We start from the raw sequence: 24,539 nt of genomic DNA, 5'->3' as shown, positions 1-24,539 counted from the left end.
CTATGTTGAATAAGAACAATAAGCTGCGACATAGCATTTCATTGGCCGCCGTACTGGCCCTCAGTGGTTTGAGCGCCTCGGCCTGGGCCGATGCGTACGAAGATGCCGCAAAAAAATGGATCGGCAGCGAGTTCAAGCCGTCCACCCTCACGGCTGAACAGCAGCTTGAAGAGCTCAAGTGGTTTATCAAAGCTGCGGAACCGTTCCGTGGGATGAAGATCAACGTGGTGTCGGAAACCCTCACCACCCACGAGTACGAGTCCAAGGTGCTGGCCAAGGCCTTCAGCGAAATCACCGGCATCAAGCTGACCCACGACCTGCTGCAGGAAGGCGACGTGGTGGAGAAGCTGCAAACCCAGATGCAGTCCGACAAGAACATCTATGACGGCTGGGTCAACGACTCGGACCTGATCGGTACACACTTTCGCTACGGCAAGACCGAATCCATCACTGACCTGATGGCCAACGAAGGCAAGGACTTCACCTCGCCGACCCTGGATATCAAGGACTTTATCGGCATCTCCTTCACCACCGCGCCCGACGGCAAGATCTACCAATTGCCCGACCAACAATTCGCCAACCTGTACTGGTTCCGCGCCGACTGGTTCGAGCGTCCGGAGCTGAAAGCCAAATTCAAGGAAAAATACGGCTATGACCTCGGCGTACCAGTGAACTGGTCGGCCTATGAAGACATCGCCAAGTTCTTCAGCGAAGACGTCAAGGAGATCGACGGCAAGCGCGTGTATGGGCACATGGACTACGGCAAGAAAGACCCGTCCCTCGGCTGGCGCTTCACCGATGCCTGGTTCTCCATGGCCGGTGGCGGCGACAAGGGCCTGCCCAACGGCTTGCCGGTGGACGAGTGGGGCATTCGCGTGGAGGACTGCCACCCGGTCGGTTCCAGCGTTACCCGTGGCGGCGACACCAACGGCCCGGCCGCCGTGTATGCCACCCAGAAATACGTGGACTGGATGAAAGCCTATGCGCCACCGGAAGCGGCGGGCATGACCTTCTCCGAATCCGGCCCAGTGCCGTCCCAAGGCAACATCGCCCAGCAGATCTTCTGGTACACCGCGTTTACCGCCGACATGGTCAAGCCAGGCTTGCCTGTGGTGAATGCCGACGGCACGCCGAAATGGCGCATGGCGCCATCGCCCGTCGGACCGTACTGGGAAAAGGGTATGAAGAAGGGCTATCAGGACGTGGGCTCCTGGACGTTCCTCAAGTCGACGCCTGAGAAACAGAAGCTTGCGGCCTGGCTTTACGCGCAGTTCGTGACCTCGAAAACCGTGTCGCTGAAGAAAACCATCGTTGGCCTGACACCGATTCGTGAGTCCGACATCAACTCCCAGGCCATGACCGACATGGCACCGAAACTGGGTGGCCTGGTGGAGTTCTATCGCAGCCCGGCCCGAACCGAATGGTCGCCGACCGGCACCAACGTGCCGGACTACCCACGCCTGGCACAACTGTGGTGGAGCAACATCGCCGCCGCCGCCAGCGGCGAGAAAACCCCGCAACAGGCGTTGGACAACCTGGCCAAGGAACAGGACGCCATCATGACGCGTCTGGAACGCTCCAAGGTGCAACCGGTGTGCGGCCCGAAAATGAACCCCGAGCGTGACGCGCAATACTGGTTCGACCAGCCGGGCGCGCCGAAGCCGAAACTGGCCAATGAGAAGCCGAAAGGCGAGACCGTGAACTATAACGACCTGCTCAAGCAGTGGGAGGCGGCGCGTAAGTAAAACTCTTTTGCGACTAACGCTGTGCAGGTGGTGAGGGAGTACGATCCCTCGCCACCCTTGTATCGCGCCAAGTGATTAAACGGGTTTCTTCCAAGCACCAAGCAGTTTGGCAATCGAGTCGGCTGCATCGTAAATGCTGGGAGGTGGTGCGTTATCGCTGATCACTTCGGAGAAAATCATGTTTTCGAATTTCATGAGTGTTTCGCGCTCCAAATCCTTGGACTTGGCAGCATAATCATGAACGAATGCGCACATTGAACTTCTGAGTTCGAGTTGTGAGATTTGATTTTTCAATACTGCCCAGCGAGAGTGAATGAGTCTGAAGTAGTAGATTAAAATAATTTCCACGGCAATTGAAAATGTGAGGGTCAGGAGGGGCAGTGTCGTTTCTTTTTTGAACAAGAAAAGTGTTATTCCAGCTAGCAACTGAATGAGAGGAAGGGATAAGGCAAGTGCGCCTGCGATCTTGAGTGCTGATAGAAGGCCTGAAGCTTCTTTGCGCTTGCTCTCGACTATTTTATCGAATGCATGGCTCAGGCCGAGGTAGTTATTGCCTGAAGTCACCTCTCTGTAACGGTCTTCTGCTTCAGCTGCTCGTTTTTCCCATTGATCAATGTTTGAGCTCCACGTCTCGATTTTTTTGATATTTTCGTCAAGGTTTCGAGAATTGTATTCAGTTCGTTCACGGTAAATAGTGTACGCAACACCGAATGTGATTTCGTCGATCCTCGAAAGGAGGGTTTCTTCGAATTTAGGGTGGATGTAAAACTGGACAATTGGTGACGTACTAAAATCTGGTGTTGAGCCTAAGGCGCTTATGTATCTTAAAGTTTTCGCTAGCTCAAAGTGAGTATGCTCAATGGTTATTTCATCTATCGGAGAGGATAGTAGGTTTTTGATCGTTAACAGTTGGTCGTTGTAGTAGGTGGACTGTTGAGTGGGAAAAGAGAAGTCTCGGCGACCTAATAGGGTGCTGCCAATCTGTTTTGCCATGGTTTTGACGCAAGCGGATATATCACTTTTGTGCAGCTCAAGATATTCCTTGAGTGCACTTTGGTATTGTTCCGCCTGTTCTAGTGTCGTCAGCATATTTACATCCCTATTAATGTCTCGTCGCCTTGACCTGTTGCACGTCTGTCAGCCGGCCATCTGAGGCAACAGGTGTGATTCTCCGCCCACATCCTTGACCAACCCACTGGCCAAAAACAGCGGTGCCAGGCGTTTATGCAGTTGCGGTTCAACAAACTCCTTCACGGTGTCCAGCGCCAGTACACCGCTCAACGGCAACTCGGCCTTGGTGTACGACAACCAGGCTTTCTTCAGCGCCTGCAGCACATCGCTGCCCGCCGTGGATGCGAAGCGGCGTTGGGTGGGTTTACCGTCGAAGGTGAAGGTGTGCTGGAACTCATAGCCGGTTTCATCACCTTGGCTGGCCGTGCAGCGGATGCAGCTGCACGGGCCGTCGCCGAAGGCGCTGCGCAGGTAGGCGTTGAAGTCCACCACGGGTTTGAGTGACAGGCGCTTATCCACCTCGAACAGGTCCCCGGTCATTTTTTCGTCAGTGTTCAACGTCCATTTCCTCGCAGGTTCGGCAGTTTTTCAAAGCGCGGCACAATACCAGCCGAGCGAGTGTTTGTGGGTGATTTGCATAACAATAGATCCCGATATTCTTTTCCTGTCTTAAAAATCGCCGCTAGGCTCCATCACCTTCTTAAAAACGCGGCAGACTCCTATGACTTTCAAGCGTTCTTCCCTGGCCCTGCTGGCGGTTGCGACAGCGTTGATCAGTATCGGCGCCCAGGCCGAAGGCAAGATCAGCATCGCCCAGCAATTCGGCATCGGCTACCTGATCCTCGATGTGGTGCGCGACCAGAACCTGATCGAAAAGCACGGCAAGGAACAGGGCCTGGACATCAAGGTGGAGTGGAACAGCATTTCCGGCGCCACCGCGATGAACGAGTCGCTGCTGGCCGGTGCGCTGGATGTGGTCTCTGCCGGTGTGCCGCCGATGCTGACCCTGTGGGATCGCACCAAGGGCAAGCAGAACGTCAAGGCCATCGCCTCCCTCGGCTCGATGCCCAACTACCTGCTGACCAACAACCCCACCGTGAAGACCCTCAAGGATTTCACCGAAAACGACCGCATTGCCGTGCCAGCCGCCGGCGTGGGTTTCCAGTCGCGCACGCTGCAGATCGAGACCGCCAAGCAGTTCGGCGATGCCCACTACAAGAAATTCGACGACATCTCCATCAGCCTGGCGCACCCCGACGCGACCGCCGCGTTGATTGCCGGTGGTTCGGAGATCAACTCACACTTCTCCAGCCCGCCGTTCCAGTATCAGGAATTGCTCAATCCGAATGTGCACAAGGTGCTCAGTTCCTACGACATCCTGGGCGGTCCGGCGACGTTCAACGTGCTCTACACCACGCAGAAATTTCATGACGAAAACCCCAAGACTTACAAGGCGTTCTATGACGCGCTGGCCGAGGCCGAGAAGATCATAAAGGCCGATAAACCGGCAGCGGCCAAGGCATACATCCGCGTAGAACAGTCGAAACTGCCGTTGGACCTGGTGGAGCAGATCGTCCAGGACCCGGAAATCGATTTCACCATCGTGCCGCAGCGCACCTACCTCTATGCCGAGAAATTGCAAGCGCTGGGGGTGCTGAAAAACAAGGCTGCCAGTTGGAAAGACTACTTCTTCGAAGAAGCCCATGGTGGCGATGGCAGTTGATATCCGCGAAGGGCGTGCCACGGCGGGCATGGCGAATAGCTGTGGCGCCAGGCAATTGTGGCGAAGGCCTGCCTAGCGGAAGAACTCCCCTGGCGTCGCCTCGAACTGCTGGCGAAACGCATTGATAAACGCCGAGGTGGATTCATACCCACAGGCCAGCGCCACATCCGTCACGCGCTCGCCCTGCTCCAGGGCGGGCAGGGCAGTCAGCAATCGCAAACGCTGGCGCCACGCCCGAAAGGTCAGCCCGGTATCACTCAGAAACAACCGGCTGAGGGTCTTCTCACTCACGCCCAGCTTCTGGCTCCACTGACTCAATGTGGTTTGCTGTTCCGGGCGCAGGTTCAAGCTGCGGTAGATGTGGCGCAAACGCGGGTCCAGGGGCAGCGGTAGCATCAGATCCACCTGAGGCGCCGCCGCCAGTTGGTCCAGCACCACCTGGGCCAAGCGCCCATCCGGCCCATCCTCGGCATACTCCACCGGCAGTTCGCTGAAGCTGCGGATCAATTCCCGCAGCAAACTGCTCACCTCCAGCACATGACAGCGTTCGACCGCCCAGGCGGTGACGCTGCAATCCAGGTACAAGCTGCGCATTTCCGTGTGGGGCGAACTGAACACGCGGTGCGGCACACCTGCCGGGATCCACACCGCACGCTGAGGCGGTGCGACGAAGCGGCCGACGCTGGTCTGGATCTCCAGCACCCCGGAAATCGCGTAGGACAGTTGCACCCACGGGTGGCTGTGCCGGCGGGTCAGCGCACGATTGGGCAAGGATTCGGTGCGCCCGTACACCGGCCGCGGCAGGCTGGAAAGCCCAGGCACACTGCGGCGGACGGTCTTGTCATGTCCTTTAGGCGGCATTTAGTGGCTCATTGGCGTTAGTCGGTAACAAGGCGTTACGTTAGAGTCGCGACGACGCTCTTGGCAACCCCCGGAAGATCCTGCTTATGACTCGCCCCCGTTTTCTGCCTGACAACTTCACCCTGACCCTGATCGCCACGGTGATCCTCGCTTCCCTGCTGCCCGCCAGCGGCCAGACTGCCGTGGCCTTCGGCTGGGTCACCAACCTGGCGATTGCGTTGCTGTTCTTCCTGCACGGCGCCAAGCTGTCGCGCCAGGCCATCGTCGCCGGTGCCGGCCACTGGCGCCTGCATCTGCTGGTGTTCAGCCTGACCTTTGTGCTGTTTCCACTGCTGGGCCTGGCGCTCAAGCCACTGCTGTCGCCGCTGATTGGTAAAGACCTGTACATGGGCATGCTTTACCTCTGTGCCTTGCCGGCCACGGTGCAATCGGCGATTGCCTTCACCTCCCTGGCGCGGGGCAATATCCCGGCGGCGATTTGCAGTGCGGCGGCGTCCAGCCTGTTCGGGATCTTCCTTACGCCGTTGCTGGTGACGCTGCTGCTCAACGTACACGGCGAGGGTGGGTCTACCGTCGACGCGATCCTGAAAATCAGCGTGCAATTGCTGTTGCCGTTCATCGCCGGGCAGATCGCCCGTCGTTGGATCGGCGAATGGGTTGGCCGCAATAAATCCTGGCTGAAGTTCGTCGACCAGGGCTCGATCCTGCTGGTGGTGTACGGTGCCTTCAGCGAAGCGGTCAACGAAGGCATCTGGCATCAGATCCCGCTATGGGAACTGGGCGGACTGGTGGTGGCGTGCTGCGTGTTGCTGGCCTTGGTGCTGGTGGCCTCGACCGTGCTGGGCAAGGCCTTCGGCTTCAACCAGGAAGACCGCATCACCATTCTGTTCTGCGGTTCGAAGAAGAGCCTGGCGACGGGCGTGCCAATGGCCCAAGTGTTGTTCGCCGGAGCGACCATGGGCGTGCTGATCCTGCCGCTTATGCTGTTCCACCAGATCCAGCTGATGGTCTGCGCGGCGCTGGCACAGCGTTATGCCAAACGTGCGGAAAGCATTCCGGAAATGATGGGGCAGGTGGATCCTTGAACTACGTCACAGCGTTTGCCGAATAAACTCAAGTAAGCGGCGGGCCCGACGACTACCTTCTTAACCACCCAAGAAGGAGCGTCGACATGAACGTTAAGCGTTTTTCACTGATGACCGGCGTTCTTGCGGTATGGGCGGGGGCTTGCATGGCGGGATCCTCTGGCGTCATTCAGTTTCACGGCAGTGTTGTCGAGCCCAGTTGTCATGCGGCGTCGCCGGGTGGGTCGACGCTGGAACTCAAGAGCTGCCCGCAGGCCCTGCGTAGCAGCCATTTCGAGGTGCGGCCGGTGCGCACGGTGAAGGCAGTGGGCAACGCCCAGGCTGACGTCAAGTTAGTGGCCGACAGCAATGATGGGCGCTATTACGACCAGCGGTATGTACTGGTGGATGCCCTCGGCAAACCCATTCAATCGGGGGCCTACGTGGTCACCCTGACCGCGCCGTGACGCCACCGAGGTTGTTTTGAGCTGGATCGGCGTCAACAGCCGCGCCAGAAACCTATAGAATGCTCGGCGGCGGCGCTTGTCCTGGGTGGCCGCTTGATCACCGTCAGAGTACCGCGCCGTTCAATGAGCCTTTCAGCCGCAACGCCCCAAGCCAATTGGCAACCGGTCATCGCCCTCGCGTTGGCCGCCTTTGTGTTCAACACCACCGAATTCGTGCCCGTCGGGCTGCTCAGCGCCATCGGCGCCAGCTTCGACATGCCTGTGTCCAGCGTCGGGTTGATGCTCACCATCTACGCCTGGATCGTGTCGCTGACCTCGCTGCCGGTCATGCTGCTGACCCGTAACGTTGAACGGCGCAAACTGCTGATCGTGCTTTTTTGCATGTTTATCGTCAGTCACATCCTTTCCAGCGTCGCTACCAGCTTTGGCATCCTGATGCTCAGTCGCATCGGCATCGCCTTGTCCCATGCGTTGTTCTGGTCGATCACCGCATCGCTGGCCGTTCGCCTGGCACCGGAAGGCAAGCAGGTGCAAGCCCTCGGCCTGCTGGCTACCGGTACTTCCCTGGCGATGGTGCTGGGTATTCCGCTGGGCCGCCTGCTCGGCGAAGCCATGGGCTGGCGCACGACGTTCCTGGTGATTGGCGCCTTCGCCGCTGCCCTGGTGTTCTGGCTGGCGCGCACCTTGCCGCTGCTGCCGAGCCAGAACTCCGGCTCCTTGCGCAGCCTGCCGCTGTTGTTCAAGCGCCCGGCGCTGGTGGCGTTGTACGTGCTCACCGCCATGACCGTGACCGCGCAATTCACCGCCTACAGCTACATCGAGCCCTTCGTCGAAGGCGTCGCCGGCATGAGCGGCAGCGCGGTGACCCTGATCCTGCTGGTGTTCGGCGGCGCCGGCATCATCGGCTCGCTGTTGTTCAGCCTGGTGCACCGCTTCAACCCGCATGTGTTCGTGGTCGGCGCGGTATTCATTCTCGCCGCGTGCCTGGCGCTGCTGCTGCCGTTGAGCGGTGCAGAATCCTACCTGGTGGTGCTGAGTGTGTTCTGGGGCATGGCGATCATGGGCTTCGGCCTGGCGATGCAATCCAAAGTGCTGGTGCTGGCCCCGGATGCCACCGACGTGGCCATGGCGATGTTCTCCGGCATCTACAACATCGGCATCGGCGGCGGCGCCCTGGTGGGCAGTTGGGTCGGCAGCCAGTTCGGCTTCGCCTGGATCGGCGCGGCGGGCGGGTTGCTGGCGGCGCTGGCGTTGATTGGGTATTGCCTGGCGATCCGCCGGTTTGGGCAGGGTGTGGCGCGAGCCTGAGTCAAACTCCCGCGCCACCGTCAATGCATTCAACGCATGCATCGGGCCATTGTGAATGGCCCTCAACAGCGCTTTGGCCGGCCCTGTCGGTTCCCTCCAGACGTTAAACGTTCAAAAGCAGTAATCCAGACAAGTCTTACACAGCAATTTGATACCCATTGCTACCGTCGCCCAAGACCGCCCACGGCCTGTGGTGACGGCACTTGAACAGCAATGGAGTCGATTGTGCAAAAGCGTTTGACCGCCGAGTTTATCGGTACTTTCTGGCTGACGTTCGGCGGCTGTGGCAGCGCCATCCTGGCGGCGGCTTTCCCGGAACTGGGCATTGGGTTTGTCGGCGTTTCGCTGGCGTTCGGGCTCACGGTGCTGACCATGGCCTATGCGGTAGGCGGAATATCCGGTGGGCATTTCAACCCGGCCGTCACTCTTGGCTTGTGGGCGGGTCGCCGTGTAGCGGCCGGTGAAGTGCTGCCGTACATCGCGGCGCAGGTTGCCGGTGCGATTGGCGCTTCTGCGGCGTTATACCTGATTGCCAACGGGCAGCCGGATTTTGCAATAGGTGGCTTTGCCGCCAACGGTTATGGCCCATTGAGCCCTGGCCTCTTTGACATGAAGGCCGCGCTGCTTGCGGAATGCATCGCCACGTTCTTTTTCTTGTTCATCATCATGCGCGTGACCTCGTCGGGCGCTGTGCCTGGCTTTGCACCCATTGCGATTGGCCTGGCGCTGACCTTGATTCACCTGGTGCTGATCCCGGTGACCAATATTTCGGTGAACCCTGCACGCAGCACCGGGCCGGCGTTGTTTGCCGGGGGCGAGTACCTTGCGCAGCTTTGGCTGTTCTGGCTGGCGCCGATGGTCGGCGGGGTGATGGGAGCGTTGGCGGCGCGTTCGTTGGGTGAGCGCGACAAATCAGCGGGTCCGCCGCAGCCAGCGCCACCGTGCGATCAGCGGCGGGTGGGCAGATCCACACCGTGTTGATCTGACCGCTTGAGGTCCTTGGCTTCCTGGCCAACCAGCTTCATCTGGCGGTCCCAACCTTCGGTGAACACGGCGCCCCAGGCGCCGAGGTCGAGGCAGGTCACGTATTTGGGCTGGCTGTAGGTCATCGGCGCGACGCGCAACCGTTGGCTGATGCCGTTTTTGGCCAACCTGCTGCAACGCCCGGTGGTGCGCAGCCTGTCACCGGAGGTCTCGGCGCTGGGCGCGGCGCATCTGGCGGGAAGGGCGTTGGGGGTGCGCGACAGCCAACCACTCTCCAACTGTTGCGCCGCGGTCCACCTGTGGGAGCTGGCTTGCCTGCGATAGCGGTAGATCAGCAATGGGCAAAGCGGCCGACCCACCGCTTTCGCCACCGGATCTATCCTTGTTCCGCCCTCAAGGTTTCCAGGTCTGTACATCCTTGGCGTCCACGGCCTTGGGCAATAAGCCCGCCTTGAAGAAGGCATCGGCGATTTTCTGCTGTTCGCCCAGTTGATCGATCGTCACTGGCTGCACTTGATAGCTGCGGTGCGCATTGGCTGCTTCAACCGTCGCTACATCCAGGTTGCCCCACAGCGGGCCAAGTACTTTGGCCGCGTCTTGCGGGTGGGTTTTCACCCACTGGCCGGTCTTTTCCAGTTGTGCGTACACCACTTTCAACACGTCCGGGTGGGCCTTGGCGTACGGCGTGCCGGTGAGGTAGTAGCGCTTGTAGCTGGCCAGCCCCGCGCCGTCCGCCAGGGTACGTGTTGGCAGTTGGCGCTGCACGCTGGTGAGGAAGGGTTCCCAGGTGACCCACGCGTCCACCTTGTTGTTCTCGAACGCTGCGCGACCGTCGGCGGGGGACAGGTAGGCCGGTGTGATATCCGAAAATTCCAGGCCCGTCTGGGCCAACGCGGCAATCAACAAGTAGTGGGTGCCCGCCGCCTTGGTCACGGCGATTTTCTTGCCTTTGAGGTCCGCCAGTTGCTGGATCGGCGAGTCCTTGCGCACCACGATGGCCTGGGCTGAAGGCGAGGGGGCTTCCTGGGCGAAGTAGGTGAGCTTGGCCTGCGCAGCCTGGGCGAAGATCGGCACGGTGTCGGCCACGTCGGCACTGATGTCGACGTTGCCCACGTTCAACGCTTCGAGCAGGGGCAGGCCACTGGGGAACTCATGCCAGCTCACGTCGATGTTGTCGGCCTTGAGGGCTTTTTCCAGGGTGCCCTGGGTTTTCAGCAGGGTGATCAGGGTCGAGGATTTCTGGTAACCGATGCGCACAGTTTCCTGGGCCTCGGCGCTGACCGCAACGGAGAAGGCCAGCAACCCTGCTACCGCAGCGAGGGGACGACGTATGGACATGGCACGCTCGATTTTTGACGAAACAGTATTGAGCTTAAAGTTCTAAAAACTATTCGTTAAATACTTTTTCGATCTGAACTTAGGACGCTTTTTCCACCTGCCTATGAATTGAGCATAACCATAGAATTATAAGATTCTTTCATCATCTCCAATCATTAATATAATCGAATCAACTTTGCTGCCAGGCCTTAAGCGGTTTTTTGGCATATGCAGTTCTCTTCGTTTCTTCCTCGCCAAGGCCTCCCATGACGTTTAAAAAACTAATCGTTGCCGCCAGCCTGCTGTTCGCCGCGACCGCGGCCCATGCCGAGCAAACCCTGGACATCAGCTATCAGCGCTCATCCACCCTGTGGATCCTGCTCAAGCAAAATGGCCACTTGGAGCAGCGCCTCAAGCCCCTGGGTTTCACGGTGAACTGGCACGAGTTCAGCACTGGCTTGCTCAGCTCGCTGAACGCCGGCAGCGTCGACCTGCACGCCGACGTGGCCGACGCCTTTGCGCTGTTCACCCAGGCTGCCGATGCACCGTTGACCTACTACGCCCAGGAAAACTCATCGTCGAGTGCCCAGGCGATCATCGTCCAGGATCAATCGCCGATCCACAGCATCGCCGACCTCAAGGGCAAGACCGTCGCCGTGTCCAAGGGCTCTGGCAGCCATTACCTGCTGATATCCGCGCTGAGAAAAGCTGGCTTGACCCTGGCCGATATTACCCCGCGCTACCTGGAAGCCCCGGACGGCGGCGCCGCCTTCGCCAATGGCAGCGTGGACGCCTGGGTGATCTGGGACCCGTTCCTCGCCACCCAACAGCTGGATCACCACGTGCGTGTCATCGCCGACGGCAAGGACGGCCTGGCCGACTACAACCGTTTCTACTTGGCGACCACGCGATTCGCCAAGGCCCACCCGGACGTGTTGCAGGTGACCTTCGATACCCTGCGCGAGACCGGCCAATGGGCGAAGGCCCATCCCAAGGAAGCTGCCGAGATCCTCGGCCCGCTGTGGGGCAATATCGCCCCGGCTACAGTGGAGCGCGCCAATAGCCGCCGCAGCTACGACATCATCCCGGTGAAGGTGGAAAACCTCGCCGAGCAACAGCGCATCGCCGACACCTACTACGCCGCCAAGTTGATTCCCAAGCCGTTGAAGGTCAGCGCCATCACCGTGTGGACACCCAAGCCATGAGCCGCCAAATCCATTTATCCGCGTTTTTGTTGAGTGGGCCGGTGGTGCACAGCCATGCGGTGTGGCGCCACCCCGAAACCGTTGGCAATTACCTCGATCCCGAGTACTACGCGCGGGTCGCCAAGGTGGTGGAGGAGGGGCTGTTCGACTTCCTGTTCTTCGCCGATCGCCTGGCCGTGGGTGATCAGATGGGCGGCTCCCGCGAGTTCGCCTTGCGCTACGGCGCCCAGGACGCCACGCGCCTGGACCCGTTGCCGATCCTCTCTTACCTGGTCGGCAAGACCAGTAAGCTGGGCCTGGGCGCGACGCGTTCCACCACCTATTACGAACCGGCGCACATCGCCCGTGAATTCGCCACCCTCGACCACCTGTCCAAGGGGCGGGCGGCGTGGAATATCGTCACCTCGATGAACGACAGTGAAGGGCGTCTGTTCGGCAAGGACAAGCACCTTGAACACGACCTGCGGTATGACCGCGCCGATGAGTTTGTCGAAGTCGCACTGAAGCTCTGGAACAGCTGGGGCAACGGCGCGCTGAAGCTGGATCGCGAAAGCGGCGTGCTGGCGGACCCGGAGTTGATCCGTTCGGTGCAGCATCAGGGCGAGTGGTTCAGGGTTGAAGGCCCGTTGAATATTCCGCGCACGCCCCAGGGTCGGCCGGTGCTGATTCAGGCCGGTTCTTCCGGGCGTGGCCGGCGCTTTGGCGCGCGTTGGGCCGAGGCGATTTTCACGATTCATCCGCACTTGGCGGCCATGCGTGCGTTTCGCGATGACGTGCGTGCGCAGGTGGTGCAGCAAGGCCGTGAGGCTGACAGTTGCAAGGTGCTGACGGCGGTGATGCCGTTCATTGGTGGCAGCGAAGCGCAAGCCCGCGCCAAGCGCGATCAACACAACGCGCTGGCACGGCCGGAGCTGGGGCTGGTGACCCTGGCGTCGCAGCTGAATGTGGACCTGTCGCCATTCCCGCTTTGCGCGACGCTGGCCGAGATCGCCCAGTCGTCGCTGATCCACCCGGCCGCCGCTGAAAAGCTGTTGATGCAAGGGCCGGAAACCACCCTCGAACAGCTCGGGCGCATCTTCGCCAGCAGCGTGCGCGTACCGCAATTAGTAGGCACGGGCGCGCAAGTGGCCGAGCAGTTGGCCGAGCTGTTCGAACAGGGCGGTTGCGACGGGTTTGTGATCTCTCCGGGGTATTTGCCGGGTTCGTTCACCGAGTTTGTCGAGAGCGTGATCCCGCATTTGCAGCGCAAGGGGCTGTTCCGCACCGCTTACGAAGGGTCGACGTTGCGTGAGCACCTGGGCCTCTCCGAGCTTACTGGCTGAAACGCAAAGCTCGCTCCTACACACCGCACTACCGCACATAAAGGGATTCTTCTGTGGCTATATTCGATCATTTGACCCGCCGCCGCCTGCTCGGCCTGGCCGGCATCACTGTGGCCAGCCTGTCGCTGCCACGCTTGGGCGTTGCCGCCGACGAACATGCCGGTCACAACACTGCCCAGGAGCCCGCAGGCACCGGTGAGTTCATCCGCCTCGACGCACCGCGCAAGCTGAAACTGGCGGTCAACCTCAACGCCGTGTGCCTGGCGCCAGTGGTGATCGCCCATGGCCAGGGGTTTTTCACAAAGCACAATCTGGACGTGGAGCTGGTCAACTTCGGCAACTCCACCGAAGTGCTGCTGGAGGCCATCGCCACCGGTAAAGCTGACGCGGGCGTGGGCATGGCGTTGCGTTGGCTCAAGGCGCTGGAGCAGGGTTTCGATGTGAAGCTCACCGCCGGCACCCACGGCGGCTGCCTGCGTTTGCTCAGTGCCGTGAACGGCGCTGTGGCCAAGCTGGAGGACCTCAAGGGCAAGGCCATCGGTGTGACCGACATGGCCAGCCCGGATCGCAATTTCTTCTCGATCCTGCTGAAAAAACACGGTGTGGACCCGGTGCGCGATGTGGAGTGGCGCCTGTATCCCGCCGACTTGCTGGGCACTGCGCTGGAGCGTGGCGAAGTGCAGACAGTGAGCGGCAGTGACCCGTTCATGTACCGCCTGATCAAGTCTGGCGTGGCGCGTGAACTGTCTACCAATCTGGTAGAGGAATACGCCAACCTCAGCTGCTGCGTGGTCGGCGTCACCGGCAAACTGGTGCGTGAAGACAAGCGCGTGGTCGCGGCCTTGACCCAGGCGATCCTCGAAGCCCACGACTATTCCGTGCAGCACCCGGAAGAAGTTGCCAAAGGCTTCCAGGCCCATGCATTGAATACGTCGATAGAGGAAGTGCAGGCGATCCTCCACGACCACACCCACGGTCACCACGCGGTGGGCGCGGCATTGACCAGGGAAATCCTCACCTACGTCACCGACTTGAAAACCGTCGAAGTGATCAGCAAGAGCACTGACCCGGTGGAGTTTGCCAAGGAGATCACCGCCGATGTCTTCAGCTGATGCGACAACCCTGAACCCGTCCCTGGCGTTCAAAGTCCGGTGGCAAGGCGTGGCGGTGGTTGGGGCCTGGCTGGCCGTCGCGCTGCTGATCAGCTTCTGGCCCAACGCGACGCGTAATTGGCCGATGACCCAAGGCCTGGCCAATCTGTGTGTGGGTATTGCGGGGCTGTACGTCGTGTTGAGCCTGTTGGGGCGCACGGTATCCAAGCTTGGCCAGCGCTTGCGCAATGCCGGCCCTTGGCTGATCGCCTTACCGGTGCTGCTCGGAGGCTGGGAGCTGTTGACCGCCAAACTGGCGCTGTTGCCGGTGCCGTTTTTTGCGCCGCCCCAGGCGTTGCTGGCGGTGTATATCGAAGACTACGCGCGCCTGGCCGACAGCCTGTTGCACTCGGCATTGCTGCTAGGCTCGGGCGTGGCGCTGGGGACGATCACCGGGTTTATCGCCGGGGTGGCGATCGGGTGGTCGACGCGCATCGGTTACTGGCTGCACCCGGTGTTGCGCATCCTCGGGCCGGTGCCGTCCACGGCGCTGTTGCCGCTGTGCTTTTTTCTGTTTCCCAGCAGTTGGAGTGCCAGTGTATTTCTGATCGCCCTGGCCACCTGGTTTCCGGTCACGGTGCTCACCTGGTCTGGTGTGGCGAGTGTGGACAAAGCCTACTACGACGTAGCCCGTACCCTCGGTGCCAAGCAGGGTTTTCTGATTTTCAAGGTGGCGATTCCCGCAGCGTTGCCACATGTATTCGTCGGCCTGTTCATGGGCCTGGGGGCGTCGTTTTCGACCCTGGTGGTGGCAGAAATGATGGGCGTCAAATCCGGCATCGGCTGGTACCTGCAATGGGCCCAGGGCTGGGCCGCCTACGCCAATATGTACGCCGCCTTGCTGATCATGGCGCTCGCTTGTTCGGGGTTGATCACCGGGTTGTTCCTGGTGCGTGACCGGTTGTTGGCCTGGCAGAAAGGATCGATGAAATGGTAGCCCTGGCACACGCAGTATCGGCGTCGGAAAGTCTGGCGCTGCGGATAGAAAACCTCAGCCATGGTTTTGCCCTGGACGGCCAGCATCTGCCGGTGCTGGAGCGGGTTTCGTTGGACGTGGCGCCGGGCGAGTTCGTGGCGTTGCTCGGGCCTTCGGGGTGCGGCAAGTCAACCTTGCTGCGCCTGGTAGCCGGCCTGGAGCCCGCGGACTCCGGCCGCTTGCTGGCCGACGGTGAGGCGATCACCGGTCCGGATCCCAGCCGTGTGGTGGTGTTCCAGGACCCGACGCTCTACCCGTGGCGCCGTGTATGGGACAACGTCGCTGTTGGCCTGGAAGCCCAGGGCCTGCTTAAGACCCATGCGGCCAAGGTTGATGAAGCCCTGGAAAAAGTCGGCCTCAGCCAGTTCGCCCGCGCCTATCCCCGGCAGTTGTCGGGTGGCATGGCGCAGCGAGTGGCTTTGGCCCGTGCACTGGTCAATCAACCACGCCTGCTGATCCTCGATGAGCCGTTGGGCAAGCTCGACTCCCTGACCCGTATCACCCTGCAAAAGGAGCTGATCGACTTGTGGCAGCGCCAGGGCTATACGGCTTTGTTGGTGACTCACGATGTGGAAGAAGCCTTGCTGCTGGCCAATCGCGTGATTGTCTTCAGCGATCGCCCCGCCAGGATCCAGGCACAACTGACGATCGACCGCGCGTACCCCCGGCACCGCGACGATCCTTACCTGGTGGACCTGCGACGGCAGATTCTGGGCCTGCTGGGGTTGGGTGAAAACTGGTAGCCGACGGCGCTACTGTGTAGGCCCTACATGTGCGCATCGAAGCGCGGCAAAAGATCGGCAAGGCGGTGTAGGGGGCGACCGCGACCTGCATTAATCACAGGCGAAAAAAAACCGGCTGATCAGGCCGGTTTGGGGTTCCCGCCAGCAGCGCGGGGTTAAACGTTGTTGCCTTGCAAGCGATCAGCCCCGCCTTCAGCCAGGCCACGTTCCTGCAGACGATCAGCCCCGCCTTCAGCCAGGCCGCGTTCCTGCAGACGATCAGCCCCGCCTTCAGCCAGGCCACGTTCCTGCAGACGATCAGCCCCGCCTTCAGCCAGGCCACGTTCCTGCAGACGATCAGCCCCGCCTTCCGCCAGGCCACGTTCTTGCAGACGATCAGCACCACCTTCGGCGATACGACGTTCCAGCAGGCGGTCCGAACCGTTTTCGGCAACGCGGTTACCTTGCAGGCGGTCCGAGCCACCCTCTGCGACACGATTTTCGATCAGGCGATCCGAGCCGCCTTCAGCAACGACAGGGTGAGCAAATGCGTTTGCAGCGAGTACCGAGAAAGCGAGGCTAAGCAAGATTTGGCGTTTCATGAGGGTGTGCTCCGAGTGTTTTAGTTGGGTTGTTGCTGGTATGGGGTTGATGTTACGCGTTGCATTTTTTAAGAGAACTTCATTGGGCTGATGGTGACTATCGACCTCAGCGATGGCTCGTTCCGCCGAGCCATCGCAGGGCCGGTCAAGGCATCTGCGGCAGTTCCTGCGGGCGCAGGTCGAACACCAGCACCTCGGCGTCTTCGCCGTGGCCCAGGCGGATCTGCCGTTCATCCCGCACACGGGCACCGTCGCCTTCCTGCAAGCGTTGGCCGTTGACTTCAACGCTGCCTCGGGCCACATGGATGTACACATGCCGATCGGGCGCCAGGTCCAGGGTTGCGGCCTCGTCGCCGTTGAACAGCCCGGCGTACACCCGTGCGTCCTGGCGCACGCTGAGGGAGCCATCGCTGCCGTCCGGCGAGATGATCAACTGCAGGCGTCCACGTTTCTGCGCCTCGCTGAAGTGCTCCTGCTGATAGCGCGGTTCGGCGCCGGCTTGATTCGGCACGATCCAGATCTGCAGGAAGTGCACACCACGGGTCTGGCTATGGTTGAACTCGCTGTGGGCCACGCCGCTGCCGGCACTCATCAGTTGCACATCACCAGGGCGGATCACCGAGCCCGTGCCCAGGGTGTCTTTGTGTTCCAGCGCGCCTTCCAGCACATAGGAGAAGATCTCCATGTCGCGGTGCGGGTGCTGGCCGAAACCTTTGCCGGCCGCGACGCGGTCATCGTTGATCACCAGCAGGTCGGAAAAGCCTTGTTCTTTCGGGTTCCAGTAGTTGGCGAACGAGAAGGTGTGGAACGACTTCAACCAACCGTGATTGGCGGCGCCGCGTTCGGAAGCTTTGCGAAGGGTCAGCATGGTTTTGTCCTCAAGTGGGAGCGGGCTGCGACATGCAGGGCTCCGGCGTTGAGAAGAAGGTTAATGGTTACTGAAACATTCATTAAGAAGATGAAAACTGAATAACTGTCTCTCATGAGTTGACAGTGGCGGACGTGCCATAATGCCGTCCGCACTCCTTGACGATGGATCCTCCCCGATATGAAAACCGTGGCCATGGCGCTGTTTCCGGACTTCCTCCTGCTCGACATGGCCGGGCCGCTGGAAGTATTTTCGATTGCCAATCGCTACCTGCCGGCGGCGGAGCACTACCGGATCCTCACCCTCGGCACCGAGCCCGGCCCGCTGCGTGCCTCCAATGGCGTAGCGGTGCAGACTGATCTGTTACTGGACCAGGCCCAGGACGCCTATGACCTGTTGCTGGTGCCCGGTGGTCCCGGTGCCTACAACGAATGCCACCCCGCGTTGCTGCCCTGGCTCAAGGCAGCAGCCCCGCGGGCGCGGCGCTTCGGTTCTATCTGCACCGGGGCCTTTGTGCTTGGGCATGCCGGCCTGCTGGACAATCACCGCGTGACCACCCATTGGCACTACACCGAGCGGCTGATCAAGGCGTTCCCCAAGGCTATTGTCGAAACTGATCGTATCTATTTGCAGGACGGTCGCTTGATCACCTCGGGCGGCGTTACGGCCGGTATCGACCTGGCACTGTCGGTGGTGGCCCAGGACCACGGCAAGCAAGTCGCGGTGGACGTGGCCAAGGTGCTGCTGGTGGTGATGAAGCGCCAGGGCGGGCAAGCCCAGTTCAGCCCGATGACGGCGGCGGTTGCGCCTCAAGAAACCGCGATTACCCGTGTGCAGAACCATGTGCTCGAACATCTGTGCGAACCCTTCACCATCGAGTCCATGGCCGCGTTGGCTGGCATGAGTGCGCGGCATTTTGCGCGGCTGTTCGCCAAGGAGGTGCAGATGACGCCCATGGCGTTCCTGCAAGGCGCGCGCATCGACCGCGCCCGGCAGTTGCTGGAAACCACTGACCTGCCGCTCAAGACCGTGGCGTTCCACGCAGGCTTCGGCAGCGTGCGGCATATGCGCTTTTTGTTCAGCGAGAAACTGGGCCTGAACCCGACCCAATACCGACAACAGTTCAGTTAACGACAGAATGTCCGTGTTGCGCACCCGAATGTCCGTGTCGCTCCCCGTGCCAGCATTGTCCTGCCATCCCCAGGTGGCAAGATAGCGTCAGGCCCATGGAAAAGGATGCGCAGACGCCCAAGGCCGGGCGTTTCAGCGCTTTTACACGCATGAATAACCCTCAGGCGATTGACATTAATGGCACGCAGCGCTTCGGCGCTTATGTCTTTCACCGGCAACAGCGGAGGGTCAGCAAGTCTGGCTGGCCGGTGCCCTTGGGGGGACGTGCGCTGGATATCCTCACGGTGCTGCTCGAAACACCCGGGCAATTCATCAGCAAGGCGACGTTGATCGAGCGGGTCTGGCCGAACAGCGTGGTGGAGGAGAACAACCTGCGCGTGCACATCGCAGCACTGCGCCGTGCCCTCGATGGGCAGCGCTATATCCTCAACGACCCCCAGCGTGGTTATTGCTTCGCAGTCAAGCTGCAGGAAGGGCTGCCAGCCACGTTGCCCCGGCACAATCTGAGCGCACGGCTCAGCGCGGTGATGGGCTGCGAGGCATTGCTGGGTGTACTGGTGCGGCGTCTGTCCGGGCTGCAGTTGATGACGCTCACTGGCTGCGCCGGCGTCGGCAAGAGCACCCTGGCCCTGGCGTTGGCCGAACGCGTATTGCCGCGCTACCGGGATGGCGTGTGGTGGGTCGACCTGGCCACCGTCGAGGCGCCGGTGGCCATGCTGCGCCACCTGGCCACGGCATTGCACCTGGAGCCCATCGCCAGTGCCACCGAGCTGGGCCATCAATTGGCCTCCCGCCAGCTCTTGCTGGTGCTGGATGGCGCCGACCTGCTGCTGGGCGCCTGCCGGCACCTGGTGCGGGTGCTGCGCGAAAAAGCGCCCCAGGTCAGCGTGCTGGTCAGCAGCCGTGAAGCCCTGCATGTCGCGGGCGAGTGGGTGCAACGCGTGCCCCGGTTGGCAGTGCCTGCACCGTCGGCGCTGGGCAGTGTTGAGCAGGCGATGGCGTATCCGGCCGTGCAGTTGTTTGCGGCGCGGGCAAGCGCCGGTCAGCAGGGGTTTGTGCTGCGGCCCCAGGACCTGGCGCCACTGCGCGATATCTGCCGGCGCCTTGATGGCATCCCACTGGCCCTTGAACTGGCCGCCGCCCAGGTCGATGCGCTCGGCGTGCGCGGCTTGCAGCAGCAACTGAGCAAAGGCTTGCAGGTGCTGACCCGCGGCCGGCGTACGGCGGTGGAACGCCATCAATCCCTGACTGCCGCCCTGGACTGGACCTACCAACGCCTGAGCCTGCCGGAGCGCTGGCTGTTCCTGCAGTTGAGTTTGTTCAAGATGGCCGTGACCTTGCCCACTTTGAGCAAGCTGGTCAGCGGGACTGAATTGGAACACGCTGACCTGTCGTACCTGCTGGGGCGCCTGGTTGATACCTCGTTGCTAAGCCTTGAACCTGGCCCGGGCCTTGCGCGCTACCGCCTGCTCAACTGCGTGCGCAGCTATGCCCTGGCGCAGCTGCGTGACCCGGAGCAGGTGGCGCGCTTGCAGCAGGGCTATGGGCATTACCTGGGGCCGTTTTCAGGCCGGCCGTTTGTCCTGCAACTCGTCGAGCAGGCGGCGTACGCGGACTAGGTCAGGGGTGGCAAAACCTTCAGTGAACCGCGCGTAAATCGAGCCCAGCAAGTCCCGTGCAGCCTCTAGACGGCCTTGGGACAGCCACACACCCGCCAGTGACGTTGCACAGCGCAATTCCCAGGCCAGCGCGCCTTGCTGGTGCGCCAGGCCCAGGGCCTCCAGCAACAGTGCTTCGGCTGCGCGGGCATCGGTCATGCTTTCGGCGTGTACCCGCAGGATTTCCGGGGTGCACCAGCCCGCGTCGCCGGCGCGGGCACGGTCGAACCCGGGCGCGTCCACAGCGTGGGAACCCAGCGTGACAAGGATGTCCTCGATCAACCCCAGGCCTTGCAGGTCCTTGTGCCCGAGGATTCCCGCGTAGTGGCCTGCCCAGGTCTTGAATAACTGCACCGAATGCTTGTGGGCGTGTTCCAACAGCAACGCCTGCAGGGTTTGGGCGGCGTCTTCGTCACCGTTGTAGCGGGCGATGGCCACGCCCGCCAGGGCCAGGGTGTAACAGATTGAGGTGCCATGATTGATCTGCTGCGCCAACCCCAGCGCTTGGCTGGCGGTGCGCCAGGCTTGCTCGGGAAAGCCTTGCAACCACAGGATTCGCGCCAGCACCGTGAGTGAGGCGACGCTCTGGTCGTATTGCACACCGATGCCGTGGGCAAACCGGTTGAGGTGGCCACTGTGCGCCATGCGTTGGATCACTTGCTCGGCATTGTGCCGGGCGAGTGCCTGGTTGCCGTTGTAGTGCTGGGCCAGTACGCGCAAGCGCTGGGCGCTGATGTCCAGTTGCGGGTCGGTGCGTGGGTCGAGACGATCGAACTGCAGACTGTGCGCCAGCGCCTGGCGATACTGGCCAGCACACAGGTTCACCGCCATATGCCCGGAAACCGCACGCAATTGCCCTGGGACATCTTCGCTCGCGTCGGCCAAACGCCGTGCACTGACAAACGCGGCAATGGTCTGCGGGGCACCGCCCATGGCGTGATAGGACAGGCTGCCCAGCGCCAACTGCAGTTGCATCGTCAAACGGGGGCAGGGCGAGACGGCCTGGTCCATCAACGCCAGCGCCTTGTCCACGTACAAGCGGTGTTCCCTGAGCAACGACAACTCTTGCCACAGTGGCATTGCGCTGACCGTCAAGCGGATCGCCAGCAGGTGTTCGCCCTCCTGCGCGAGCCCCCAGTCGAGGGCCGAGCGGATATCTTCACGCAGCGGTGCATAGCGGTCGATCCAGGCTTGAGTGGCGACCGACTCCCAATCCTCGCGCGCCTGTTCCATCAGCGCCAGGCAGCGCTCGACGTGGCGGTCGCGGGTGGCGTCCAGCTCTTGGGCAACGCTAAGCTTTTCCAGGGCGTAGGTGCGGGTGATGTCCAGCAGGCGATAGACCATCTCGTCATCACCGGCTTCTACATTGAGCAACGACTTGGCAACCAATTGCGTGATCGAGGCCAGCACCTCGGTCGGCGCGACCTGTCCCCCGGCAATCACCGCCGCCGCGCTGGCCAGGCTGAACCCGCCGCGAAACACGGCCAGGCGACGCAGGCAGATCTGCTCGCAGGCCGTGAGCAGTTCAAAGCTCCAGTCCAGCGTGGCCCGCAGGGTTTGATGGCGGGGCAGGGCACTGCGCCGACCGCGGGTCAGCAAACGGAAGTTGTCCTCCATTTGCACCAGTAGACCTGGCAAACCAAAGCGTTCGATCTGCGCCGCCACCAACTCGATCGCCAGGGGAATGCCGTCCAGGCGCTGGCAGATATCGATCGCCAGCGGCAGTTCGGCGTCGCTCAGTTCAAAGCTGTCCTGGTGGGACATGGCCCGTTCGATCAACAATTGCAGGGCCGGATAGCCCAACGCCTGGGCGCGGTTGCCGGCGGCCGGCGGGCAGGCCAGGGGCTCCAGGCGCTGCACGTACTCACCTTCGGCGCGCAGTGCCTCGCGGCTGGTCGCCAGGATATGCAGCCTCGGCGCGTGGCGTAGCAGGGTTTCGCTGATCAGGGCGATGTCGTCCAGCAGGTGCTCGCAGTTATCGATCACCAGCAGCACCTGGCGTTCCTGCAGGCTGCGGGCGAACGCGACCAGGCGCTCATGCTCAGTGTGGGTGAGGTCGAGCAGCGCTGCGAGGTTGGGCAAGATCATCGACGGCGCACTCAGCGGCGCCAGGTCCAGAAAACGTATGCCGTCGCGGTAATGCCCGATCAGCAGTTCCGCCACCCGCAGCGCGACAGTGGTCTTGCCGATCCCGCCGGCGCCGGTGAGGGTGATAAAGCGCTGTTCGGGCAGTTGCTGCACCAGGCTGTCGATCAGGGCCTGGCGCCCGAGCATCCGGGTACGGCGCAGCGGCAGGTTGTGGCACGTGCCTTGCGGGGCGCCCTCGGTGGGTAGCGTCATCGGTTCGATGCTCAGTGGCGCAACAAAACTGTAGCCGCGCTGGGCGACGGTCACGATATAGCGCTGCCCGGCCTGGCCATCGCCCAAGGCCTTGCGCAACGCCGCCATATGCACCCGCAGGTTGCCGTCTTCCACCACACTTTTGGGCCAGACGCGGGCGATCAATTCCTGCTTGCTCACGACATTGCCGGCCTGTTCGAGCAGGATCAGCAGGATCTCCACTGCGCGCCGCCCCAGGCGCAACGGGCGACCGGCCTCCAGCACCAGGCGCTGGCGCGGGTGGATACGATAGGGGCCGAAATGCACAGCCTGGTCGCTGAGGTCACTCATGGAAGGCCATGCTCGAAAAGGACAGAGCGGCCAGCATATTCCAGGTAAGCACCGACCACTAGGCTGCGATCACTTGAGGCTTATGGCGTAAGTAGCGATTTCGCCAGGTCATGGGATTGACGCCTTCGCTGCGGGTGAACATATGGCAGAAGTGCGCCTGGTCGCAAAACCCGCATTCCAGGCTGATTTGCGTCAGGCTCAGGGATGAACTGGTGATCAGTTCCTTGGCCCGTTGGATGCGCTGTTGACGGATCCACTCCTGCGGCGACAACCCGGTGGTGCACTTGAACGCGCGGGAGAAATGGCTGCGTGACAACGCGCAGGCCTGGGCCAGGTCGGCAATGGCCAGGCTTTCGCCGAGGTTGGCCAGGATCAGTTGCTTGGCGATGCGCTCGCGCCGAGGGCACAGGCCTCCGGTCGCGGACAGACGAGGGGCATATTGCTCGAGTCGGGCCATGACAAATATCCGCAGTCGATGGGAGCGTTCCCGGTGGATGGATGCAGTGTAGACGGGGCCCATCTTGTTGCCGGACCATCCGGCTGACGAGTTAATCGTTGTTAATTTCGCCAGGTGCCGAGCTGGAAAAGACAGCACAGGCATGCAATGCAGGGCGCTTTTCCCATGCTTATCTGTAGGCTTGCCAACCGTTTGGACATGCTCCTATGAACCGCAACGACCTGCGCCGCGTCGACATGAACCTGCTGGTGATTTTCGAAGCGTTGATGTTCGAGAAGAACCTGACCCGTGTCGCCGAAAAGCTTTTTATGGGGCAGCCGGCGGTGAGTGCGGCCTTGGGGCGTCTGCGCGATCTGTTCGACGACCCGTTGCTGCTGCGTAACGGGCGGGGCATGGAGCCCACGCCACGCGCCGTGGCGATACTCAAGGAGTTGCAACCGGCCATGGACACTATTTCCGGCGCCGTCAGCCGTGCCAAGGATTTCGACCCTTCTACCAGTTGTGCGGTGTTCCGCATCGGCCTCTCGGACGACGCTGAATTTGGCCTGTTCCCACCCCTGCTTAGTCAACTGCGCGAGGAGGCCCCAGGGATAATCGTGGTGGTTCGCCGGGCTAATTACCTCTTGATGTCGTCGTTGCTGGCCAGTGGGGAGATCACGGTAGGGGTGAGCTACACCACCGAGTTGCCGGCGAATGCCAAGCGCAAGAAACTGCGGGACATTCCGTGCAAGGTCTTGCGTGGGGATGACGGTGCTGCACCGCTGACCTTGGATGACTACTGTGAGCGCCCCCATGCGATGGTGTCGTTTTCCGGGGATTTGAGCGGCAACATTGACCTGGACCTTGCGCGCATCGGCCGGGCGCGGCGGGTGGTGTTGGCCGTGCCGCAGTTCAGCGGATTGCGGGCGCTGTTGGCGGGCACCCAGATTATCGCGACGGTGCCCGATTATGCGGCGTGTGCGTTGACCGAAGGCACCGCCTTGCGCGCGGAGGACCCGCCGTTCGCCATCGACGCGGCGGAGTTGTCGATGGTGTGGAGTGGGGTGCATGACAATGATCCGGCGGAACGCTGGTTGCGGGCGCGGATTGGGGAGCATATGGCGCGGGTGGTTTGATCTTTTGAGTCCATATCCATTTCTGCGGTAACGACTGCTATTGGTTCCGCCCTTGCGCACGCTCCAAAGCCTGCGTTCGGTCAGCGTGTTTTACGGGGGCGCCGAAGATCAAAAACCAAAGCGCGGCAGTCTTATAGCCGACCGGTATTGTGTGGTCGAACTCGGTCAAAAACTGTGGGAGC

General features: G+C 61.4%; 22 protein-coding genes and 3 pseudogenes. 15 read left to right on the top strand and 10 right to left on the bottom strand.

What is annotated here, in order from left to right:
* The first annotated feature begins 2 nt into the window (after positions 1–2).
* A complete protein-coding gene (locus tag PF1751_RS15925) occupies positions 3–1,745 on the top strand; it encodes an ABC transporter substrate-binding protein (RefSeq protein ID WP_010209676.1) in 1,743 nt (580 codons plus the stop codon).
* 75 nt (positions 1,746–1,820) lie between these two features.
* Here the strand turns inward: PF1751_RS15925 and PF1751_RS15920 are convergent, their stop codons facing one another.
* The gene (locus PF1751_RS15920; RefSeq protein ID WP_010209677.1) at positions 1,821–2,834 is read right to left on the bottom strand and encodes a hypothetical protein; all 1,014 of its coding nucleotides are present in this window, start codon (positions 2,832–2,834) and stop codon (positions 1,821–1,823) included.
* A 48-nt stretch (positions 2,835–2,882) separates the two neighbouring features.
* Entirely contained in the window at positions 2,883–3,314 is a 432-nt protein-coding gene (locus tag PF1751_RS15915; protein WP_010209678.1) for a hypothetical protein, read from the bottom strand.
* Between the two features lie 163 nt (positions 3,315–3,477).
* Between PF1751_RS15915 and PF1751_RS15910 the strand changes: the two genes are divergently transcribed.
* On the top strand, positions 3,478–4,479 hold the full coding sequence (locus PF1751_RS15910) for an ABC transporter substrate-binding protein (protein WP_044287345.1): 1,002 nt from the start codon (positions 3,478–3,480) through the stop codon (positions 4,477–4,479).
* Positions 4,480–4,551: 72 nt separating this feature from the next.
* Here PF1751_RS15910 and PF1751_RS15905 read toward each other — a convergent pair whose 3' ends face one another.
* Positions 4,552–5,340 (bottom strand): AraC family transcriptional regulator, encoded by a 789-nt coding sequence (locus PF1751_RS15905; protein WP_010209679.1) that lies wholly within the window; start codon positions 5,338–5,340, stop codon positions 4,552–4,554.
* Positions 5,341–5,426: 86 nt separating this feature from the next.
* Between PF1751_RS15905 and PF1751_RS15900 the strand changes: the two genes are divergently transcribed.
* From PF1751_RS15900 to PF1751_RS15890, 3 genes are all read left to right on the top strand, one after another.
* Positions 5,427–6,425 carry a bile acid:sodium symporter family protein gene (locus PF1751_RS15900; RefSeq protein ID WP_010209680.1) on the top strand — a complete coding sequence of 333 codons (999 nt, stop codon included), beginning with the start codon at positions 5,427–5,429 and terminating at the stop codon, positions 6,423–6,425.
* An 86-nt stretch (positions 6,426–6,511) separates the two neighbouring features.
* Positions 6,512–6,871 (top strand): type 1 fimbrial protein, encoded by a 360-nt coding sequence (locus PF1751_RS15895; protein ID WP_044287344.1) that lies wholly within the window; start codon positions 6,512–6,514, stop codon positions 6,869–6,871.
* Positions 6,872–6,994: 123 nt separating this feature from the next.
* The gene (locus tag PF1751_RS15890; RefSeq protein ID WP_010209683.1) at positions 6,995–8,179 is read left to right on the top strand and encodes a sugar transporter; all 1,185 of its coding nucleotides are present in this window, start codon (positions 6,995–6,997) and stop codon (positions 8,177–8,179) included.
* Between the two features lie 21 nt (positions 8,180–8,200).
* Here the strand turns inward: PF1751_RS15890 and PF1751_RS29505 are convergent.
* Positions 8,201–8,275 (bottom strand): annotated as a pseudogene (locus PF1751_RS29505) (transcriptional regulator); the annotation flags it as partial.
* Between the two features lie 117 nt (positions 8,276–8,392).
* Between PF1751_RS29505 and aqpZ the strand changes: the two are divergent.
* Positions 8,393–9,160 (top strand): aquaporin Z, encoded by a 768-nt coding sequence (gene aqpZ / locus PF1751_RS15885; RefSeq protein ID WP_044287343.1) that lies wholly within the window; start codon positions 8,393–8,395, stop codon positions 9,158–9,160.
* On the opposite strand, the pseudogene PF1751_RS28460 reads toward aqpZ, so the two are convergent.
* Positions 9,090–9,303: pseudogene (locus PF1751_RS28460) on the bottom strand (NAD(P)/FAD-dependent oxidoreductase); the annotation flags it as partial. The gene aqpZ and the pseudogene PF1751_RS28460 sit on opposite strands and share 71 nt — an antisense overlap.
* On the opposite strand from PF1751_RS28460, the pseudogene PF1751_RS30015 reads away from it, so the two are divergent.
* A pseudogene (locus PF1751_RS30015) lies at positions 9,290–9,418 on the top strand (FGGY-family carbohydrate kinase); the annotation flags it as partial. The pseudogenes PF1751_RS28460 and PF1751_RS30015 overlap by 14 nt on opposite strands.
* 138 nt (positions 9,419–9,556) lie before the next feature.
* On the opposite strand, the gene PF1751_RS15875 reads toward PF1751_RS30015, so the two are convergent.
* Positions 9,557–10,501, bottom strand: a complete 945-nt coding sequence (locus PF1751_RS15875; protein ID WP_010209689.1) for an aliphatic sulfonate ABC transporter substrate-binding protein — start codon at positions 10,499–10,501, stop codon at positions 9,557–9,559.
* 245 nt (positions 10,502–10,746) lie between these two features.
* Here PF1751_RS15875 and PF1751_RS15870 point away from each other — a divergent pair, with 245 nt between their 5' ends.
* Genes PF1751_RS15870 through PF1751_RS15850 form a run of 5 tightly spaced genes read left to right on the top strand, consistent with a single transcriptional unit; the run spans position 10,747 to position 15,877 of the window.
* Positions 10,747–11,685 carry an aliphatic sulfonate ABC transporter substrate-binding protein gene (locus tag PF1751_RS15870; RefSeq protein ID WP_021492729.1) on the top strand — a complete coding sequence of 313 codons (939 nt, stop codon included), beginning with the start codon at positions 10,747–10,749 and terminating at the stop codon, positions 11,683–11,685.
* Entirely contained in the window at positions 11,682–13,007 is a 1,326-nt protein-coding gene (locus PF1751_RS15865; protein ID WP_010209693.1) for an LLM class flavin-dependent oxidoreductase, read from the top strand. The genes PF1751_RS15870 and PF1751_RS15865 overlap by 4 nt, the downstream gene beginning before the upstream one ends.
* 53 nt (positions 13,008–13,060) lie before the next feature.
* Positions 13,061–14,119: an ABC transporter substrate-binding protein gene (locus PF1751_RS15860; RefSeq protein ID WP_044287342.1), complete on the top strand. Its 1,059-nt coding sequence runs from the start codon at positions 13,061–13,063 to the stop codon at positions 14,117–14,119.
* Positions 14,106–15,095 (top strand): ABC transporter permease, encoded by a 990-nt coding sequence (locus PF1751_RS15855; protein ID WP_010209697.1) that lies wholly within the window; start codon positions 14,106–14,108, stop codon positions 15,093–15,095. Before PF1751_RS15860 ends, PF1751_RS15855 begins: the two co-directional genes overlap by 14 nt.
* Entirely contained in the window at positions 15,089–15,877 is a 789-nt protein-coding gene (locus tag PF1751_RS15850; protein WP_010209699.1) for an ABC transporter ATP-binding protein, read from the top strand. Before PF1751_RS15855 ends, PF1751_RS15850 begins: the two co-directional genes overlap by 7 nt.
* Before the next feature lie 155 nt (positions 15,878–16,032).
* Here PF1751_RS15850 and PF1751_RS15845 read toward each other — a convergent pair whose 3' ends face one another.
* Positions 16,033–16,458 carry a hypothetical protein gene (locus PF1751_RS15845; RefSeq protein ID WP_044287341.1) on the bottom strand — a complete coding sequence of 142 codons (426 nt, stop codon included), beginning with the start codon at positions 16,456–16,458 and terminating at the stop codon, positions 16,033–16,035.
* A 145-nt stretch (positions 16,459–16,603) separates the two neighbouring features.
* The gene (locus tag PF1751_RS15840) at positions 16,604–17,326 is read right to left on the bottom strand and encodes a pirin family protein (RefSeq protein ID WP_010209706.1); all 723 of its coding nucleotides are present in this window, start codon (positions 17,324–17,326) and stop codon (positions 16,604–16,606) included.
* 180 nt (positions 17,327–17,506) lie between these two features.
* Here PF1751_RS15840 and PF1751_RS15835 point away from each other — a divergent pair, with 180 nt between their 5' ends.
* Together PF1751_RS15835 and PF1751_RS15830 are read left to right on the top strand one after the other, a co-directional pair.
* On the top strand, positions 17,507–18,457 hold the full coding sequence (locus PF1751_RS15835) for a GlxA family transcriptional regulator (RefSeq protein WP_010209707.1): 951 nt from the start codon (positions 17,507–17,509) through the stop codon (positions 18,455–18,457).
* A 95-nt stretch (positions 18,458–18,552) separates the two neighbouring features.
* The gene (locus PF1751_RS15830; RefSeq protein ID WP_010209708.1) at positions 18,553–20,076 is read left to right on the top strand and encodes an ATP-binding protein; all 1,524 of its coding nucleotides are present in this window, start codon (positions 18,553–18,555) and stop codon (positions 20,074–20,076) included.
* Here PF1751_RS15830 and PF1751_RS15825 read toward each other — a convergent pair.
* Positions 20,023–22,785 carry an ATP-binding protein gene (locus PF1751_RS15825; RefSeq protein ID WP_044287340.1) on the bottom strand — a complete coding sequence of 921 codons (2,763 nt, stop codon included), beginning with the start codon at positions 22,783–22,785 and terminating at the stop codon, positions 20,023–20,025. The two genes, PF1751_RS15830 and PF1751_RS15825, sit on opposite strands and share 54 nt — an antisense overlap.
* Positions 22,786–22,843: 58 nt before the next feature.
* Positions 22,844–23,242 (bottom strand): helix-turn-helix domain-containing protein, encoded by a 399-nt coding sequence (locus PF1751_RS15820; RefSeq protein ID WP_010209711.1) that lies wholly within the window; start codon positions 23,240–23,242, stop codon positions 22,844–22,846.
* Between the two features lie 206 nt (positions 23,243–23,448).
* On the opposite strand from PF1751_RS15820, the gene PF1751_RS15815 reads away from it, so the two are divergent.
* Entirely contained in the window at positions 23,449–24,357 is a 909-nt protein-coding gene (locus PF1751_RS15815; RefSeq protein WP_010209712.1) for a LysR family transcriptional regulator, read from the top strand.
* Positions 24,358–24,539: the final 182 nt, after the last annotated feature.

It is taken from the genome of Pseudomonas simiae, assembly GCF_000934565.1.
GTDB lineage: Bacteria > Pseudomonadota > Gammaproteobacteria > Pseudomonadales > Pseudomonadaceae > Aquipseudomonas > Aquipseudomonas simiae.
This window is presented reverse-complemented; position numbering and strand designations above follow the sequence as displayed.